The sequence below is a fragment of the Bradyrhizobium sp. LA6.1 genome, from assembly GCF_040547805.1.
Taxonomy (GTDB): Bacteria; Pseudomonadota; Alphaproteobacteria; order Rhizobiales; family Xanthobacteraceae; genus Bradyrhizobium; species Bradyrhizobium barranii.
Genome location: NZ_JBEPQK010000005.1, coordinates 309,700 through 326,286 on the forward strand (window position 1 = coordinate 309,700; position 16,587 = coordinate 326,286).

Annotated in this window: 22 protein-coding genes; 11 read left to right on the forward strand and 11 right to left on the reverse strand. The window is 64.8% G+C overall.

Features of this window, described 5'->3' with window-relative positions; all coding sequences use genetic code 11:
- The first annotated feature begins 77 nt into the window (after nucleotides 1–77).
- Nucleotides 78–932 (forward strand): 3-mercaptopyruvate sulfurtransferase, encoded by an 855-nt coding sequence (sseA, locus tag ABIB99_RS15245; RefSeq protein ID WP_354176404.1) that lies wholly within the window; start codon nucleotides 78–80, stop codon nucleotides 930–932.
- Between the two features lie 2 nt (nucleotides 933–934).
- Here the strand turns inward: sseA and ABIB99_RS15250 are convergent, their stop codons facing one another.
- Nucleotides 935–1,723 carry a hypothetical protein gene (locus ABIB99_RS15250; RefSeq protein WP_354176405.1) on the reverse strand — a complete coding sequence of 263 codons (789 nt, stop codon included), beginning with the start codon at nucleotides 1,721–1,723 and terminating at the stop codon, nucleotides 935–937.
- A 366-nt stretch (nucleotides 1,724–2,089) separates the two neighbouring features.
- Between ABIB99_RS15250 and ABIB99_RS15255 the strand changes: the two genes are divergently transcribed.
- On the forward strand, nucleotides 2,090–3,286 hold the full coding sequence (locus tag ABIB99_RS15255) for a L,D-transpeptidase family protein (protein ID WP_354176407.1): 1,197 nt from the start codon (nucleotides 2,090–2,092) through the stop codon (nucleotides 3,284–3,286).
- Between the two features lie 56 nt (nucleotides 3,287–3,342).
- On the opposite strand, the gene ABIB99_RS15260 is transcribed toward ABIB99_RS15255, so the two are convergent.
- Together ABIB99_RS15260 and ABIB99_RS15265 are read right to left on the reverse strand one after the other, a co-directional pair.
- Nucleotides 3,343–4,305 carry a D-2-hydroxyacid dehydrogenase family protein gene (locus ABIB99_RS15260; protein ID WP_354176408.1) on the reverse strand — a complete coding sequence of 321 codons (963 nt, stop codon included), beginning with the start codon at nucleotides 4,303–4,305 and terminating at the stop codon, nucleotides 3,343–3,345.
- A 145-nt stretch (nucleotides 4,306–4,450) separates the two neighbouring features.
- Entirely contained in the window at nucleotides 4,451–4,666 is a 216-nt protein-coding gene (locus ABIB99_RS15265; RefSeq protein WP_028152324.1) for a hypothetical protein, read from the reverse strand.
- A 236-nt stretch (nucleotides 4,667–4,902) separates the two neighbouring features.
- On the opposite strand from ABIB99_RS15265, the gene ettA reads away from it, so the two are divergent.
- Complete coding sequence (ettA, locus tag ABIB99_RS15270; RefSeq protein ID WP_354176411.1) at nucleotides 4,903–6,552, forward strand: energy-dependent translational throttle protein EttA; 1,650 nt, start codon at nucleotides 4,903–4,905, stop codon at nucleotides 6,550–6,552.
- Nucleotides 6,553–6,559: 7 nt separating this feature from the next.
- Nucleotides 6,560–7,786: a lytic murein transglycosylase gene (locus tag ABIB99_RS15275; RefSeq protein WP_354176413.1), complete on the forward strand. Its 1,227-nt coding sequence runs from the start codon at nucleotides 6,560–6,562 to the stop codon at nucleotides 7,784–7,786.
- Nucleotides 7,787–7,887: 101 nt separating this feature from the next.
- Here ABIB99_RS15275 and ABIB99_RS15280 read toward each other — a convergent pair whose 3' ends face one another.
- Entirely contained in the window at nucleotides 7,888–8,169 is a 282-nt protein-coding gene (locus ABIB99_RS15280; protein WP_063981472.1) for a hypothetical protein, read from the reverse strand.
- A 211-nt stretch (nucleotides 8,170–8,380) separates the two neighbouring features.
- Nucleotides 8,381–8,707, reverse strand: coding sequence for a hypothetical protein (locus ABIB99_RS15285; protein ID WP_063981473.1), 327 nt, complete (start codon nucleotides 8,705–8,707; stop codon nucleotides 8,381–8,383).
- Nucleotides 8,708–8,842: 135 nt separating this feature from the next.
- On the opposite strand from ABIB99_RS15285, the gene ABIB99_RS44505 reads away from it, so the two are divergent.
- From ABIB99_RS44505 to bfr, 3 genes are all read left to right on the forward strand, one after another.
- Nucleotides 8,843–9,139 carry a hypothetical protein gene (locus ABIB99_RS44505; protein WP_224517455.1) on the forward strand — a complete coding sequence of 99 codons (297 nt, stop codon included), beginning with the start codon at nucleotides 8,843–8,845 and terminating at the stop codon, nucleotides 9,137–9,139.
- A 161-nt stretch (nucleotides 9,140–9,300) separates the two neighbouring features.
- The gene (locus tag ABIB99_RS15290) at nucleotides 9,301–9,573 is read left to right on the forward strand and encodes a (2Fe-2S)-binding protein (RefSeq protein WP_166102202.1); all 273 of its coding nucleotides are present in this window, start codon (nucleotides 9,301–9,303) and stop codon (nucleotides 9,571–9,573) included.
- A 131-nt stretch (nucleotides 9,574–9,704) separates the two neighbouring features.
- Nucleotides 9,705–10,193: a bacterioferritin gene (gene bfr, locus ABIB99_RS15295; RefSeq protein ID WP_014492874.1), complete on the forward strand. Its 489-nt coding sequence runs from the start codon at nucleotides 9,705–9,707 to the stop codon at nucleotides 10,191–10,193.
- Between the two features lie 177 nt (nucleotides 10,194–10,370).
- Here bfr and ABIB99_RS15300 read toward each other — a convergent pair whose 3' ends face one another.
- A complete protein-coding gene (locus ABIB99_RS15300) occupies nucleotides 10,371–10,973 on the reverse strand; it encodes an MSMEG_1061 family FMN-dependent PPOX-type flavoprotein (RefSeq protein WP_354176415.1) in 603 nt (200 codons plus the stop codon).
- A 170-nt stretch (nucleotides 10,974–11,143) separates the two neighbouring features.
- Between ABIB99_RS15300 and ABIB99_RS15305 the strand changes: the two genes are divergently transcribed.
- Nucleotides 11,144–12,580, forward strand: a complete 1,437-nt coding sequence (locus ABIB99_RS15305; RefSeq protein WP_354176417.1) for a S8 family peptidase — start codon at nucleotides 11,144–11,146, stop codon at nucleotides 12,578–12,580.
- A 45-nt stretch (nucleotides 12,581–12,625) separates the two neighbouring features.
- Nucleotides 12,626–12,868 carry a hypothetical protein gene (locus ABIB99_RS15310; RefSeq protein WP_085405162.1) on the forward strand — a complete coding sequence of 81 codons (243 nt, stop codon included), beginning with the start codon at nucleotides 12,626–12,628 and terminating at the stop codon, nucleotides 12,866–12,868.
- A gap of 5 nt (nucleotides 12,869–12,873) precedes the next feature.
- On the opposite strand, the gene ABIB99_RS15315 is transcribed toward ABIB99_RS15310, so the two are convergent.
- The 3 genes from ABIB99_RS15315 to ABIB99_RS15325 all read right to left on the reverse strand — a co-directional run bounded on the left by ABIB99_RS15315 (nucleotide 12,874) and on the right by ABIB99_RS15325 (nucleotide 14,814).
- Nucleotides 12,874–13,227, reverse strand: coding sequence for a hypothetical protein (locus ABIB99_RS15315; RefSeq protein ID WP_028152315.1), 354 nt, complete (start codon nucleotides 13,225–13,227; stop codon nucleotides 12,874–12,876).
- Nucleotides 13,228–13,392: 165 nt separating this feature from the next.
- On the reverse strand, nucleotides 13,393–13,734 hold the full coding sequence (locus ABIB99_RS15320) for an MmcQ/YjbR family DNA-binding protein (protein ID WP_354176419.1): 342 nt from the start codon (nucleotides 13,732–13,734) through the stop codon (nucleotides 13,393–13,395).
- A gap of 18 nt (nucleotides 13,735–13,752) precedes the next feature.
- On the reverse strand, nucleotides 13,753–14,814 hold the full coding sequence (locus ABIB99_RS15325; RefSeq protein ID WP_354176421.1) for an alpha/beta fold hydrolase: 1,062 nt from the start codon (nucleotides 14,812–14,814) through the stop codon (nucleotides 13,753–13,755).
- 246 nt (nucleotides 14,815–15,060) lie between these two features.
- Here ABIB99_RS15325 and ABIB99_RS15330 point away from each other — a divergent pair, with 246 nt between their 5' ends.
- Together ABIB99_RS15330 and ABIB99_RS15335 are read left to right on the forward strand one after the other, a co-directional pair.
- Nucleotides 15,061–15,327 carry a DUF2277 domain-containing protein gene (locus ABIB99_RS15330; RefSeq protein ID WP_354176422.1) on the forward strand — a complete coding sequence of 89 codons (267 nt, stop codon included), beginning with the start codon at nucleotides 15,061–15,063 and terminating at the stop codon, nucleotides 15,325–15,327.
- A gap of 95 nt (nucleotides 15,328–15,422) precedes the next feature.
- Entirely contained in the window at nucleotides 15,423–15,662 is a 240-nt protein-coding gene (locus tag ABIB99_RS15335) for a hypothetical protein (protein WP_354176424.1), read from the forward strand.
- Here ABIB99_RS15335 and ABIB99_RS15340 read toward each other — a convergent pair.
- Nucleotides 15,659–16,165, reverse strand: a complete 507-nt coding sequence (locus tag ABIB99_RS15340; protein WP_354176425.1) for a collagen-like domain-containing protein — start codon at nucleotides 16,163–16,165, stop codon at nucleotides 15,659–15,661. The two genes, ABIB99_RS15335 and ABIB99_RS15340, sit on opposite strands and share 4 nt — an antisense overlap.
- 108 nt (nucleotides 16,166–16,273) lie before the next feature.
- Nucleotides 16,274–16,522 carry a helix-turn-helix domain-containing protein gene (locus tag ABIB99_RS15345; RefSeq protein WP_071910270.1) on the reverse strand — a complete coding sequence of 83 codons (249 nt, stop codon included), beginning with the start codon at nucleotides 16,520–16,522 and terminating at the stop codon, nucleotides 16,274–16,276.
- Nucleotides 16,523–16,587: the final 65 nt, after the last annotated feature.

The window sequence follows — 16,587 nt, forward strand, 5'->3', positions numbered from 1 at the left end:
CGCCCGGTCAAGCCGGGCGTTGACAGCGGAGTTTGATGCGCATTGCTTCAACTTCGGAATGACAAGAAAGACCTCGCATGACCGTCACCGACCCCCTCGTCTCCACCGAATGGCTCGCCGCCCACATTGGCGACGCCAACGTCAAGATCCTCGACGCCAGCTTCAAGCTGCCGGGCGTGCTGCCGCTGCCGAAGGACGACTATCTCGCCGCGCATCTGCCGGGCGCCGTGTTCTTCGACGTCGACGCGGTGTCGGATCATTCCAACCCGCTGCCGCACATGTATCCGAGCGCCGAGCAGTTCGGCCGTGACGCAGGCCAACTCGGCATCTCCAATGCCGACACCGTCGTCCTCTACGATGCCGGCGGATGGGTCGCTGCGCCCCGCGCCTGGTGGATGTTCCTGGCCTTCGGCCACAGCAATGTACGCATTCTCAATGGCGGGTTGAAGAAGTGGCGCGCCGAGGGGCATCCGGTCGAGAGCGGCGAGGTAAAGCCGAAGCCCGCGACGTTTAGGGCGAGCTACGACTCAAAACGCGTGCGCAGCATGCAGCAGCTGATCGCCAACGTCGAAAGCAGCGCAGAGCAGGTGATCGACGCACGCGCCGCCGACCGCTTCGAGGGCCGCGCGCCTGAGCCGCGCGCGGGCATCCGCTCGGGCCACATCCCCGGCGCGCGCAATGTGCCCTACAATCAGCTGTTCGATGCCGCGACCGGCGAGATGAAGCCGCTCGACGATCTCCGCGCCGCCTTCGCGAACGCCGGCGTCAGGCTCGATGCGCTGATCGTGACGAGCTGCGGTTCGGGCGTGTCCGCCGGCGTGTTGACGCTCGCACTCTATCGCCTCGGCATCACCGACACCGCGCTCTATGACGGCTCGTGGTCGGAGTGGGGCCAGGCCGGCGGCCCGCCGGTCGCGACCGGGCCGGCGTAGCCTTACTGGCGCGTGCGCGTGGCCGTTGTCGCCAGCATCTGCTGCTGGCCGAACGGATCATAGCTCTGCCGCAACTGCTGGGGCGGAGGACGCTGCACCATGCGGTGCCGCTTCTTCGCCTTCGCCTGGCGCTTGGCCGCCTTGCTGTCCGGGGCGCTGCTGTCCGCCTTCGCGTCTCCCTTGGTGTCCCCCTTGGCCTTCGCCGGCGCATCCTTCAAGGCCGGCGCCGCCGGATCGTTCAGCGCGGCCACCTTGGCCGGGGCAATGTCGGGCGCCGGGGAGGCGAGGGCCGCACCGGGATCGGGATCGGCCGGCGCCGGTTCGCTGGCGGTCACGGCAGGCGTGGGCTCGGGGATCGATGCCGTTGTGTCGGCCGGGGTGAGTGTGTCGGCAGGAGCCGGCGCGATGGCTTCCGTCGTGGCCTCGGCCTGCACCGGCTCGGTGGCCGGAGGCGCGGCCTCGGTGACCTGCGGCGGCACGTTAGCCTCGGTCGTCAGGGCGGCCACCTGTTCGGGCTCGTTCACCGGCAAGCCGATGGTCGGCACCCGGTCGCGCAGCGATGGCGCGGGCTCGGCGGCCGCCTCCGGCTCGGCGCGGAGCGCCGCTAGCACCGGCTGGGCCGGCTCTGGGCTTTGCGCAAACACCTTTTCCTGCGGGCCGTTCCGCCAGGAGGGGTTGCTGACATACTGCTCGTGGGTGGCCCGCAGCAGCGCGGCGGCACCTAGGCCGAACACCAGGATGGAGGTTGACAGCAGGATCGCGGCAAACAGGAAGCGAAAGCCGGGAAGCATCGGACGGGTTACGAATTTCCGCCCCGGCGGGTGGCGGCCGGGACCCAAGAGCCATCTGAACGCGGTGACGGTACTGATTGCCGTTCGCCACGCCGGGACAGAAGCTCAAAGCGGAGGCGAATCAGGCTGATTCGAACATATCGCAACGCCTCCGCGCCGTTCCCTTAAATTCGGGGCTAGAGACTCCGGCAATCTACGGCCGGATGCGATTTCCGCCCCGTGATGCAACGGGGCAACTGTGTGTACCTGCATCACAAATCGCTAACTCAGGCACAAATCAGCCTGTAATGTCTTGAATGTGCCGCTATCTTCGGTCATCTGGCCGTTAACGGTCCGGATGGGCTCGGGGACTATACAAGAGCGATGATGATCAAACATTTTCTGACGATATGCGCTGCCGCAACAGTCGCTGCGGCGGGAACCTCGCTCGCACAGGCTCAGAGCTATCCGGTCCAGCAGGCGCCGAGCTATGGCGCGCCGGCCGAATATCGCCCCGGCGACCGCACGCCGAATTTCGACTCGCTGGACGACGAAGACGACGCGATGCCGCAGGCGTCGCTGCCGCCGCCCGGTCCGGCCGACGATCCGCGTTACGGCCGCCCGGCTGGCCCTCCGCCGGTCTATTCCGCCGCCCCGCCGCAGGGGCCGGTGATGTCGCCCGATGATCCGCGCTATGGCCGTCCGGCTGGCGCTCCGCCGGTCTATTCGGCGGCGCCGCCGCAGGGTCCCGTGATGTCGCCCGACGATCCCCGCTACGGCCGCCCCGCCGGCCCGCCCGCGGTGATCTATGCCGATCGCCCGGGTCAGGCACCCGGCAGGGACGGCCTGCGTCCGCCGGAGGCCGTCGGTGGTCCCGCCGCGACCGGAACGGTTCAGTCCGGCCAGCCGCCCGTGGGCAACGATGGCCGGCCGATGGCGATCGCTTCGCTGCCGCCCGAGGAGCAGCCCGACGCTGCCCCGGCGCAGTTGGCGCCGAACCTGCGCCGCCAGGAAGTCTCGCTGGCGACCAAGGAGCCGGCTGGAACGCTCATTGTCGATACCCCGAACACCTACCTCTACTACGTGCTCGGAGGCGGCCGTGCGATCCGCTACGGCGTCCGCGTCGGCCGCGATGGCTTCACCTGGACCGGCGTGCAGAAGATCACCCGCAAGGCCGAGTGGCCGGATTGGCATCCGCCGACCGAGATGATCGAGCGTCAGCCCTATCTGCCGCGCTTCATGGCCGGCGGCCCCGGCAATCCGCTCGGCGCACGCGCGATGTATCTCGGCTCGACCGTCTACCGCATCCACGGCACCAACCAGCCTTCGACCATCGGCAAGTTCGTGTCGTCGGGCTGCATCGGCATGCTGAACGAGGACGTCTCCGACCTGTTCGACCGCGTCAAGGTCGGCACCCGCGTGGTGGTGATGCCGGGTGGCCCGCCGCCGGGAACGGCGACCGCCTCCGCTGCGCCGACGTCGGGCGCTGCCGGTCCGGCTCCGATGGCCGCCCAAGCCGGCCCCGTCCCGGGCACCCAGCCGACGGTGGTGCCGCCGCTGCCCGCGCCGGTCACCGTGCGCTAAGCGCTTCGAAACAGCTCAAATCGCGAAGGGCGTGCCGTCGGCACGCCCTTTTCGTTTCAGGCCAGCTTGCGCGGCAGCTCGCGACCCCCGGTGAAGGCGTCGATCGCCTCGACCATCTGCCCGTAATGGATGCGCAAGCCGTCCTCGGTGGCGTAGCCGAGATGCGGCGTCAGCACGAGATTGTCGAGCTTGCGGAAGGGATGGTCGACCGGCAGCGGCTCGACCGAGAACACGTCGATGCCGGCGCCCGCGATCTTCCGCTGCTGCAAGGCCTCCAGCAGCGCCTGCTCGTCCACGATCGGACCGCGCGCGGTGTTGACGAGGAAGGCCGTCGGCTTCATCCGCGCGAGATCGGCAGCTCCGACCAGTCCGCGCGAGCGATCGCTCAGCACCACATGGATGGTGACGATATCGGCCTTGGCGAACAGCTCCTCCTTGGTGGCGTAGCCGACGCCGGCCGCCGCGCACTTCTCCGGCGTGAGGTTCGGGCTCCAGGCGATCACGTTCATGCCGAACGCTTTCGCGATACCCGCCATCTTGCTGCCGAGCTTGCCGAGCCCGACGACGCCGAGCGTCAGTCCCTCGATCTCGACACCGGCAAAGGTCTGCCAGGGCTCGCCGGCATGCATGCGCGCGTTCTCGCGGCCGATGCCGCGGGTCAGTTCGAGGATCAGGCCCATGGTCAGCGGCGCGGTCGGATCGCGGGAGTATTGCGTGCCGCTGATGGCAACGCCTTGCGCCTTCGCAGCCTCCATGTCGATCGAGGCGTTGCGCATGCCGGAGGTCAAAAGCAGCTTCAGCTTCGGCAGCGACGTGAACAGGCTCTTGGGGAACGCCGTGCGCTCGCGCATCGCGCAGATGATCTCGAAATCGGCCAGCGCGCTCGCCGCGGCCTGCTCCGAGGCAAAGGGATGGCTGAACACGGTGACGTCGACGCGGTCGGACAGTTTTTGCCAGTCGGCGACGTCGAGGGCGAGGTTGAAATAGTCGTCGAGAATTGCACAGCGCAGCCGCGTCATCAGCTTTCATCCATGGCGAGAGGTGACGGCGCCAGGCGGGGAGCGCCATCGTCGGAACCTGGCCATGGTTGCGCGCAATCACGCCTGCGCGCAAGCAGCTGACGTGTTCAAAAATCCGATAGGAGATCCGATAGGGGAGAAGGGTTCAGAGGTCGCGGGGCTTGAGGCGGAACGGCGTATCCATGCCGTGCTTGGCGCGCCAGGCGGGACCGGGACCACGCATGTAGTGCAGCTCGGGGCGGTAAGGGTTGAAAGCGGTGGCGAAGAAGCGCTTCCAGAAACCCTTGATCTCCGTGACGAGTCCGGAAGCGCTACCGGCTCGTGCCGGTACGGCTATGGAATTGGTCTCGATCAGAGCCATGATGCGGCCTCGCTGTTCTCCCCGTCGCTTCTGCCGCGGGTGGCGTCTTTTTCGGCGCCATGACGAGCTTTGGCCCACTTTATTAAAAAATGGTTTCAATTGTCCGGATCGGCGGCCGGATGGTGTCCATTCCGTATTGATCCGTGGTGAACGGAGGGAAAACATTGCCCTTTGGGGGCGGGATCGTTACATCGGCGGCAAGCAAATTTCCTCAAATCGAAGGTTTCACGGGACCGATGGCGCGCCAGTTCATCTATTTCATGCAGGGCCTGACCAAGAGCTACCCGACCCGGAAGGTGCTCGATAACATTCATCTGTCGTTCTACCCGGACGCCAAGATCGGCGTGCTCGGCGTCAACGGCTCGGGCAAGTCGACGCTGCTCAAGATCATGGCCGGCCTCGACAAGGAGTATAACGGCGAGGCCTGGGTCGCCCAGGGCGCCCGCGTCGGCTATCTCGAGCAGGAACCGCATCTCGATCCGGCGCTCTCCGCGCGCGAGAACGTCATGCTGGGTGTCGCCAAGCAGAAGGCCATCCTCGATCGCTACAACGAGCTGGCGATGAACTATTCGGAAGAAACCGCCGACGAGATGACCAAGCTGCAGGACGAGATCGAGGCCCAGGGCCTCTGGGATCTCGACAGCAAGGTCGACCAGGCGATGGACGCACTGCGCTGTCCGCCCGACGATGCCGATGTGACAAAACTCTCGGGCGGTGAGCGTCGCCGCGTCGCGTTGTGCAAACTGCTGCTCGACCAGCCGGAATTGTTGCTGCTCGACGAACCGACCAACCACCTCGACGCCGAGTCGGTGTCGTGGCTCGAAGGTCATCTGCGCAACTATCCCGGCGCGATCCTGATCGTCACCCACGACCGCTACTTCCTCGACAACGTCACGAGCTGGATTCTCGAGCTCGACCGCGGCAAGGGCATTCCCTACGAGGGCAACTACTCGTCCTGGCTGGTGCAGAAGCAGAAGCGGCTCGAGCAGGAAGGCCGTGAAGACGCTGCGCATCAGAAGACGATCGCGCGCGAGCAGGAATGGGTCGCGTCCTCGCCGAAGGCGCGCCAGGCCAAATCCAAGGCGCGCTACCAGCGCTACGAGGATCTGATCAAGCAGGCGAGCGAGAAGCAGACCCAGACCGCGCAGATCATCATCCCCGTCGCCGAGCGGCTCGGCGCCAACGTGGTCGATTTCGAAACGCTCAGCAAAGGCTATGGCGATCGCCTGCTGATCGACGATCTTACCTTCAAGCTGCCGCCAGGCGGCATCGTCGGCGTGATCGGCGCCAACGGCGCCGGCAAGACCACGCTGTTCAAGATGATCACCAAGCAGGAAACGCCGGACAAGGGCACCATCACGGTCGGCGAGACCGTGCATCTCGGTTATGTCGACCAGTCGCGCGACGCGCTCGACGGCAACAAGAACGTGTGGGAGGAGATCTCCGGCGGCAACGAGCTGATCCTGCTCGGCAAGAAGGAAGTGAACTCGCGCGGCTATTGCTCGTCGTTCAACTTCAAGGGTGCCGACCAGCAGAAGAAGGTCGGTGCGCTCTCCGGCGGTGAGCGCAACCGCGTGCATCTCGCCAAGATGCTGAAGTCCGGCGCCAACGTCCTGCTGCTCGACGAACCGACCAACGATCTCGACGTCGACACGCTGCGCGCGCTCGAAGAGGCGCTGGAGGATTTTGCCGGCTGCGCCGTCATCATCAGCCATGACCGCTGGTTCCTCGACCGCATCGCGACCCACATCCTGGCCTTCGAAGGCGACAGCCACGTCGAATGGTTCGAAGGCAACTTCCAGGACTACGAGAAGGACAAGATGCGCCGCCTCGGCCAGGACAGCATCATTCCGCACCGCGTGAAGTACAAGAAGCTGACGCGGTGATGAGGGCATGATGCGGCGGGCGCTCATAGCTGCGGTGATCACGATCATCTGCGGCCTGTCGCCCGCCCGCGCTGCCGACGCCGCCTTCACGCAGTTCATCGCCTCGCTCTGGCCGGAGGCGCAGGCCGCCGGCGTGTCGCGCGCGACATTCGATGAGCAGACGCGCGGGCTCGAGCCTGATTACAAGCTGCCCGACCTGATCCTGCCCGGACGGCCCGCGACCGGCGCACCGTCGCAGGCCGAGTTCGTGCAGGTGCCGGCCGACTACGTCAAGGAAGCCTCGATCGCGCGGCTTGCGGGCGAGGGGCAGCGGCTGCTGCAAAAATATCGCCCGGCGCTGAGCGAGATCGAGAAGAAATCCGGCGTGCCGGCCACCATCATGCTCGCGATCTGGGGCCGCGAGACCGATTACGGCCGCTACACGCTGCCTTACGATCTCGTGCGCGTGCTGGCGACGCAGGCCTATGTCGGGCGACGCAAGGACACCTATCGGAATGAGTTCATCCTGTCGCTGAAGATCCTCGGCGAGGGCGTGGTGACGCGCAAGGACATGCGCTCGTCCTGGGCGGGTGCCACCGGGCTCACGCAATTCCTGCCGTCCGAATATTACAAGCACGGTGTCGACTTCGACGGCGACGGCCGCATCGACATCTGGCATTCGGTGCCGGATGCGCTGGCCTCGGCCGCGCAGCAGCTCGTCAACAAGGGCTGGCAGAGCGGTGTGCGCTGGGCTTACGAGGTGCAGGCGCCGGCCAAGGTCGATTGCACCAGCGGCGTGCCCGAGGTGACGAAGCCGATCGGCCAGTGGCTGCGCGAAGGTTTTGTGCCGGTGCGTGGCGAGAAGCTGAGCGCTGCCGAGCAGGCGCAGCCGGCCTCACTGCTGCAGCCGGAAGGCATTTACGGCCCGTCGTTCCTGACGACGAAGAACTACTTCGTCATCAAGGAGTACAATTTCTCCGACCTCTACGTGCTGTTCGTCGGCCATCTCGGCGACCGCATGACGAGCCCGCTGCCGTTCGCGACACAATGGGCGGCCTCCAAGCAGTTGCGCACCAAGGACGTCGAGACCATGCAGCGCGGGCTCACGCGCGTCGGGCTCTACAAGGACAAGATCGACGGCAAGGCCGGGATGCAGACGCGCGCGGCGCTCGGCGCCTACCAGAAGTCGGCAGGCCTCAAGGTCGATTGCTGGCCGAGCGAAGAGGTGCTGCGCTCGATCCAGGCGGCGCGGTAAACGGCCTTAACTCTTCGCCAAAGAAAAAAGCCCGGCCGAGGTGCTCGGCCGGGCTTCGATCGCGGCGCGGATGCGCCATGCGATCGGATCTTGCGATCAGATCAGTAGCAAACGCGAACCGGGCGGATGACCCAGCCGTAACCGTCCCAATAGCGCTGGCGCTGCCAGTAGCAGGGCGCGGGCGGCGGGGGCTCGGCAATGTAGACCGGTCCGCCATAGGCGGGACGGCTCGACGCGATGGCGCCGCCGACGATGGCGCCACCGATCAGGCCGGCTGCGATGCCGGCGCCGACGCCGTCATGGGCCTTCGCGGACGGAGTGGCGGTCACCAGCGAACCGGCGATCGTCGCAACCGTGAGGGCGGCAACAAAAGTCTTCTTCATGCTCTTGGCTCTCCTGGGAGATGGACGTCCCTTGTTAGGAGCGCCCGGGTTTCAAAGGTTCACGCACACTCTGATGAAATCGACCGTGCAGCTAGGAAGCGCGCAATTGGTCAATCCACGGTAAACGCGCACGGAGCTGTGACGAGAAAAAGCGGTCTTTTTCGGGCCCGGAGATGAACGGCGCGTGCGTAATCAACCGGTTCAACGCGCCTCAGCCACAGACTCTGACGCGGCGGGTGCGCCAGGCGTAGCCATCCCAGAAGCGCTGCCTCTGCCAGACGCAGCCGTCACCGTAATAGTCGTCGGCGACATAGCCGGGACCCGGCGCGTAGTAGCGGGGCGGGTAATAGCCGGGGCCATAGGAATAGCCCGGGCCGGGTCCGTAATAATACGGGGAAGCCAGCGCGCCACCGACAATGGCGCCACCGATGATCCCGGCGGCCACGCCGGCGGCGACACCACGCTGCGCGTGGGCCGGTGTTCCGGCCGTGAGGGCCAGGGTGGCGACGGCGGCGACCGTCAGTAAGAACTTCTTCATTGGCGTGACCTTTCGCACAAACAGGCGGGAACCCTTTGGGGGCTAAAGTTCCATACTTCGTTTGAATGATCAATGAACGGCACCTTTGCCGGGGGCGACCAATTAATGGATCGCAGGTCCGCGAGGGAGACAACGATGGGAAACGCGATGATGAATACTCTGATCGCTGCCGGGGTCATTTTCGCGATTGGCTATGGTTGGTTCACCCATCTCCAGAACCGCGGACGGCGCTCGCGCGCGGGGGCCGGCAGTGACGGAAGGAGTAGCGGCGACGGCTATTCAGGGGCCAGCGACGGCTTCTCGCTGGGGAGCTGGTTTTCCAGCGACAGCTCTGGGAGCTCGAGCGACAGCTGTTCCAGCAGCGATAGCGGTAGCAGTGGCGGGGATTGCGGAGGTGGCGGCGATGGTGGTGGAGGCGGTGGCGGTGACTAGGTCCGCCAAGATCTTGATCCAGCACAATTCCCTATTTTAGAGCCGTTCTAGGCTGTTTCCGGGCCAGTTTGGAATAGCTTCAAATACCGGTTTTTCCCTTTGCATCCGGACGGCCCCTTAAATATCGATGATGACGCATCACCGAAGGGCCTGCCGCTTCCATGATCGTTTGTTCCTGTAACGTGCTGAGCGATGACGACATCCGCGCCGCGGTCGCCGAGTCCGACGACGCCGTGCGTCATGCCAAGCAGGTCTATGGATGCCTCGGCTGTAGCGCCGAATGCGGCCGTTGCGCCCGTACCATCAAGACCATCATCGACGAAACGCTTGGCCCCTGCGCCAAGTCCTGCTGCTCGGGCTGCCCGCACAGCCACACCGTGGCCGCCAATGACGAGACGGCCGAGCTCACCCGGTTCGCCCTCGCGGCCTGCTGAAAACTTCCGCAATTTCGGCTGAGCTTTTCCCCGGCTGCGTCCCCGTGGCCGGTTGCTCTCGTCCTTAAACTGATTTAGAAGCGTTCTAAAGTCGGTTAGGGCCGATTTGGACGCAAGATTTGGAGTGCATCATGCAGGGCGACGCAAAAGTCATCGACTATCTCAACAAGGCGCTGCGCCACGAGCTGACTGCAATCAACCAATACTGGCTGCACTACCGCTTCCTCGACAATTGGGGCCTGCGGGACATGGCCAAGGTCTGGCGCAAGGAGTCCATCGAAGAGATGGAGCACGCCGACAAGCTCACCGAGCGGATCCTGTTCTTCGACGGCTTCCCGAACATGCAGGTGCTCGATCCCCTGCGCATCGGCCAGAACGTCAAGGAGATCATCGAGTGCGATCTCGCCGCCGAGATGAGCGCGCGGGCGCTCTACCAGGAGGCCGCCGGCTATTGCAACGGCGCCAAGGACTACGTCACGCGTGACCTGTTCGAGAAGCTGATGAGCGACGAGGAACACCATATCGATTTCCTCGAAACCCAGCTCGACCTGATCGGCCGCATCGGTCTCGAACTCTATACACAGAAGCACGTCGGTGGGCTCGAGGGCGAGGGGCACTAGGCTCCGGCGTTAGCCGCATACTCGGTGTCGTCCCCGCGAACGCGGGGACCCATAACCACAGGGAGTAATTGCGGCGCGAGCTGGTAACTCCGAGTCTTCGCCAAACCACTTCCTGTGGCTATGGGTCCCGGATCTGCGCTTCGCTTGTCCGGGACGACACTGTGGTTGGGGCCAGAGCTACAACTGCGTCTTGTAGCGCTCTTCCACGATCTCCTGGCTCTCCGGTTCCCCCAGGCCCGTCTGGTCGTGAATGACCTGGCCGATGCTGGGCATCACCGAGCGCTGCACCTTCTCCGGTGACCACAGCTTCGAGCGCATCAGCGCCTTGCCGCAGTGGAAATAGACTTCGCTGACCGCGACGTTCAGGACCGCGCGCGGCGGCTTGCCGAATTCCACCATCGATGCAAGCAGATCCGGATCGGCCGAGAGCGTGCCGCGTCCGCCGACGCGCAGCGTCTCGTCGATGCCGGGGACGAAGAACAGCAGATGCACGAAGCCCGAGCCTTCGACGACGTTGCGAAAACTGTCGATCCGGTTGTTGCCGGCACGGTCGGGCATCAGCACCCGATTAGGGCCGGCGACATGGACGAAGCCAACCCCTCCGCCGCGCGGCGATGCATCGACGCTGCCGTCGACGCCTGACGTAGCGAGCACGCAGAACGGCGACATCTCGATGAATTTCTTCGCATGCGCATCGATCGCGAGACGCGCCTTTGCGATCACGCGTGGGCTCGGCTTGGCATAGATGGTGGCGAGGTCTTCGGCGCAGAGATCGGTCACGAAGGTCTCCCTGATTGAGGGGCACAGGATAGCATTCTCCGGCTCGACCGCTATCCCCGAAATAGCAGGTGCGGCCCGGTGTAGCCACGGCATGACGCAGGTGGCGTAGACCAGAAATTTCGCTTATAACGGGTGTCGTATTTTGTTGCTTTTCAAGCGAGGAATTCGTCATGGCCTCAACGCAGGCAATGCGGGTCGCGGGCGATCGGCCGCGCCGTCGCAAGCATGTCCCGGGACAATTGATCGTTCGGTTGAAGCCGGCCGCTGTCCGGCAGATCGCGGCAGCCTCGCTTCAGGCGACCACGTCACGCGCGCTGATGGCTGCAATGCCCGACGACGTCAGAGGTCCGATCGATTTCCTGCGCGACAATTTCGGGCTTCAGTCGATGAAGCCGCTGTTCGTGGTCGGCGACGATGAGGCACCCGCGCAGCCCCAGGCGATGGCTTTGGCCGCGGTTCATCGCTCGATAGCACGCTCCGCAACGGCGCCGGCGCGGGAGGCGCTGGCCGGATTTCAGATCGTGCAGTTGAAGGACGGGAAGGTAGATGCAGGCCTCCTGAAGCGCCTGCGTGCCTCCAGGGCGGTGGATCTGGTCGAGCCCGTTCCCAACCGGTGGCTCAGTGCCGCCGCCGATCCCATGAAGATCAGGCAGTGGGGGCTTCGCGCCATCAGATGGTTCGATCGACCGCGGCCAGGTGCGGGGCGGGTTCATGTCGCTGTGCTCGATAGCGGTGTCGATGTCGGACATCCCGATCTCGTAGACGCGATCGAGGACTACAGGCACGACGGCAACGGACCGCGTGATTTTCTCGGTCATGGCACCCATGTCAGCGGCACGATCGCGGCCGTGGTCAATAACTCGGCCGGTATCGCAGGCCTGGCCAATTGCCGGTTGCACTGCTGGAAGGTGTTCGACGATCCTAAGCGCGCAGGCGACGACGAGAATTTCAACTTCGATTTCTACAGCAAGGCACTCGCGGCCGCGCTCGATTCCAACATCAAGGTCATCAACCTCAGCATTGGCGGCGAGGACCATTCAAAGACGGAAGCGACGGCCTTCGCCGAACTGATCGAAGCCGGCGTCGTCATCTCCACCGCGATGGGAAACGAGTTCGAGGACGGCAATCCGAAGGAATACCCGGCGGGCTACGCGGACACGATCGGAGTTGGCGCCGTCGACGAGTCCCATCGGCGTGCCTCGTTCTCCAATACGGGGAAGCACATCAAGCTGGTCGCGCCGGGCGTCAACATCCTGTCGACGGTGCCCCGGGTGAAGGCAAGCTTCGCCGACCATACCAGCTACGATTCCTGGCCCGGGACGTCGATGGCAACACCGCATGTGACGGGCGCTGCTGCACTCGTCTACATCAGCAAGACGAAATCCAGGACGGCCGGGCTTGCGGTCGCGAGCCGCCTGATCGCGACTGCGACCAAATTGCCGGCGATGCGAGGCAAGGATTTTACGCCGGAATACGGCGCCGGCCTGCTGGATGTTGCCGCTGCACTCGGCCGCGTGAAACCGGCGAGGAAATCGGGCAGGAAGGCTGCCAAGAAAACTGCCAAGAAAACTACAAAGGCGAAGCCGGCGAGAAAGGGACGAAAATAGATTCCGCGGCCTTGATCGGGCGCCGGGAGCGGCTAGCTTCTCAACATGTCGGTGCAATTCAAATTCCACGACCATGTCGATCAGCGCCGGCGGCGCAAGATCATCAAGACGCTCGGCGATGCCGGTTATGCCGCCGAGAGCCTGTTTCCGGGACAGAAGCGGCAAAACCTGGCGGCGATCTTCACCGTCGCCGAGGCCGACGCCAAATCCGTTCGTGCCGCGCTCGACGATTTCGGCGATGACATCGAATATGTCGAGGCCTCGCCCAGGCGAGACCTCAAGGCCTGAGCGGCCTACACCGCATCGGCCGGCACGAAGCAACTGATGATGATCGCGCCGCGGTGGTGGACGTACCACACCACGGCCTGGCCGACCGGATTGCCGCGATCGCGGATGATGGCGCGCTCGGGCACCTCCATCCACTGTCCCTCGATCGGTACCCAATAGGTGCCGCCTCGCACATCGTAGTCGGTGCGATGGCCGTCGGAGATGTCGCAGCAGGGCACGCCGTTCGGCGCGATCACGCTCTTGAACCAGGCGCGGATGTCGGGCGGCACATGGTCGTATTGGCCGTTGTCGAACGCGAACGCGGCGCTCGTCTGCGCCATCGTCGCGGCCAGCCAAACGCACAGCGCGAGCCTGTGCATGCGATCCTCCGTCGCGTTCGATTCGTATCGTTGATGCGATTAAGCCCGAGCTGTCAGCGCAATGCATGCTCAAATAATATGCGGCGCGAGAGGCGCCGCATATGATGCGTTGCGGTATGGGCGGCCAGCCAGACGCACAGTGCGAACCTGCACGTACGGTCCTTCCTATCGCGTCTCAAGCGATGCAAGCAGCGACTTCGGCGCGACATTGCGCCATGCCATCTCGAGTGCGCTCCGCAACGTCACCCGATCGATCTTCGCCAGCTTCACATTCGTGCTGCCGCTCCTGCCCCAGGCGCCGGGGACCGGACGAAACATCTCCGGTTCCGCGTCGATGAGCACGGCCTGCTGGTCGGGAGTGAGCTTCACCATGCCCCATTTTTCATCGGGATAGCCCAGCGTCGCGAACACGCGCTTGCCGACGCGAAAGTCGGCATGGCCGTGATGTGCGCCCTCGATGACGCTGGGAAGCGCGAGCGCAGCTTTGCGAAAGCGAGCGTTCGACATGCGGTCTTGCTGCTCGGCTCACATCGTCCGCTGCGGCGCGGTTTGCAGCAATTGCCTGACCTGCTCGACGTAGAATTTCGCGTTGCCGGTGGTGCCGTGGCCGCGCGTCTCGGTGCTCGCGGGGATCAGATACAGCTTGCCGTTCTTGACCCGCTTCATCGCGGCGTCCGTGATGCCGGTCTCCGGCGGGTTGCGCTCGTCGTCGGCGGAGTTGATCAGCAGCAGCGTCGCCTCGATCTGCTCGAGCTTGTCGCCGGCATTGTAGTCTTGCGAGGAGCCCCACTGGTAGAGGAAGTCGTTGGCATCCGCCGTGATCGGTGTCGCCAGCCGCTCGTCGACGATCTTGTCGGCCTTGGCCGCGGTCGGCGCCTGCTGCTGATAGGCGAGCGTGCCGCCGATGCTGGCGATGCCGTAGGCGGTGATGGCGTATTTCATCAAGCGGGGCTGGCTGGTGTAATTGCCGCCATTGTAGTCGGGATCGTTGCGGATGGTGTCGAGCATGATCCGTCGCATCATCCAGTTGCGCGAGGCCATCTCGGTCGGCTGCGAGGCCATCGGCACCAGCACGTCCATCTCCTGCGGATATTTCTCGCCCCACAGCCAGGTTTGCATGCCGCCCATCGAATTGCCGATCACGAGCCGCAGATGTTTGACGCCGAGGCCTTCCTTCACGAGGCGATGCTGCGCCTCGACCATGTCGTCGTAATTGTATTTCGGGAAGCTCGTCTTCATGCCGTCGGACGGTTTTGACGATTTGCCGTGGCCGATCGCGTCGGGGATGATGATGTAATATTTGGACGCATCGAGCGGCTGTCCCGCACCGAACAGCTCGCCGGCGAAGGCGGGCGACAGCATGCTCGCGCCCGAGCCGCCGGTGCCGTGCAGCACCAGCACGGGCTGGCCAGAGGGCTCGCCGACAGTGGTGTAGTGCAGCTTCAATTCCGGCATGGTCTCGCCGGTGTGCAACTTGAAGTCCTTGGCGATCCAGTCGCCTTGCTTCGGCGCCGGATAATCGGCGGCCATAGCCGGCATTGCGATGGACAGCAGGATGGCCGCTAGCGCCGCGCAAGACGTTTTCATGTTTCTCTCCCCATGCGGCTCATGGTCGGCGGCCGCGTTGGACGCGATCTTTATCAGCTGGTCACGGAGGATCGAGACCGGACCCATCATCGCCCCCCGAAAAACATTCCCCGATGGTGCGACGCGCAAGGGGAATAATTGCGGATCAGATATGGCTGGTCCTGCCTATGACACGGCTGCTCCCGGGATGTAGGATTTGGGCCTCGCCGATCGTCCTCAGGGGAACACCGCGACGGGAGAGCCTGCATGTGCCGCAACATCAAGACGCTGTTCAACTTCGAGCCGCCCGCGACGGAGGACGAGATCCACGCCAGCGCGCTCCAGTTCGTGCGCAAGCTTTCCGGTTTCAACAAGCCGTCGCAGGCCAATGAAGAGGCCTTCGAGCTTGCGGTCGCGGAAGTGTCGGAGGCTGCGCGAAAGCTCCTGACTTCGCTGCACACCCATGCGCCGACGCGGGACCGTGAGATCGAGGCAGAGAAGGCCAAGGAGCGTTCGCGGCTGCGGTTCGGTTAGGCGGTCCTGCGTCCATTCCGTGATCTGGCTCACGGTGAGAGCGGCCTCAAATTGCGATGATGTCCGCCGGGGTTTTGACAGCCCGGAGCGCGACCATGAGCCGCCCCCTTATTCCTCTCAGAGCAGGTGCCGTCACCTTCACTGTGCTGTGGACCGCATGGATGATGTGGTGGAGCGGCTCCTATAGCAGCGTCAACCTCGTCATCCTGACGCTGCTCGGCACGCTGGTCGGCCATCTCTGGTACCGCGCCATGCGCTGGCAGTTCGAGCGCATGGGCATGCTGCCGCGCAAGGATGAGTCCTCCGGGGCGTCGAAGCAACTTCCGCCCGGCTAGTCCTTGTGGCCGTGCTTCTTCTTTTTCTTCTTCTTCCGGTGATCGTCGCCTTCGCCTTCGCCGTCGTCGGCCTCGTCATCGACGATCGCCTCTTCAACCTCATGCACGGCGGCTTCCAGCGCCTCGCGCTCGGCGGCTTCACGCTCGCGCTGGCGGCGGCGTTCGTCCCAGGCGTCGAAGAGTTGATCGAGCCACGGCAGCACCTGCTCGATCGACGGCAGCTGGCCGGGCGGTCCGGCCTCGCCGCGTGGGCCTTGCGGCCCCGCCGGCCCCTGCGACCCGGCCGCGCCCCGCGCGCCGGCTTCGCCTGGCTTGCCCGGCAGACCGGCCTTGCCCTGCGCGCCTGCCTTTCCGGCCGCCCCGGGCTTGCCTTGCGGTCCCGGCTTGCCGCGCTGGCCGTCCGGGCCGCGCCGGCCGGGATGCCCCTGCGGCCCCGGCCGTCCCGGTTCGCCCTGCCGTCCGCGCGGACCTTGCGATCCCTGCCGTTTCTGTTCGTCTGCCACGCCGCTGCTCCCTTGACCGGAAGCAAGCTACTTAGCGGCGTTTGACGACAGCAGCAATTCCGCCGGCGCCTTGCGCCGGGCTTGATCAACACCAATCGTGCCCGCGTGCTAGTCGTGATACGCGGGCACGTCGATGCCGGACGCTGCATAGATCCTGATCTTGTTGCGCAGTGTGCGCACCGACAGGCCGAGCACGCGCGATGCGCGCGTGCGGTTGCCGTCGCAGCGTGCGAGCGTCTGGAGCACGAGCTCGCGCTCGACCTCGTCGACGGTCGCACCGATCAACAGCGGAACGATTTGGTTAGGGGCAAGAAATTGCGCGCCCGGATCGGACGCAGCGACATGAACAGTGGTCATCAACACACCTCCCGATCAACGCCCGCTTCCATCTTGGAAGCGATCGAGAACCAACGGCCCCCTAG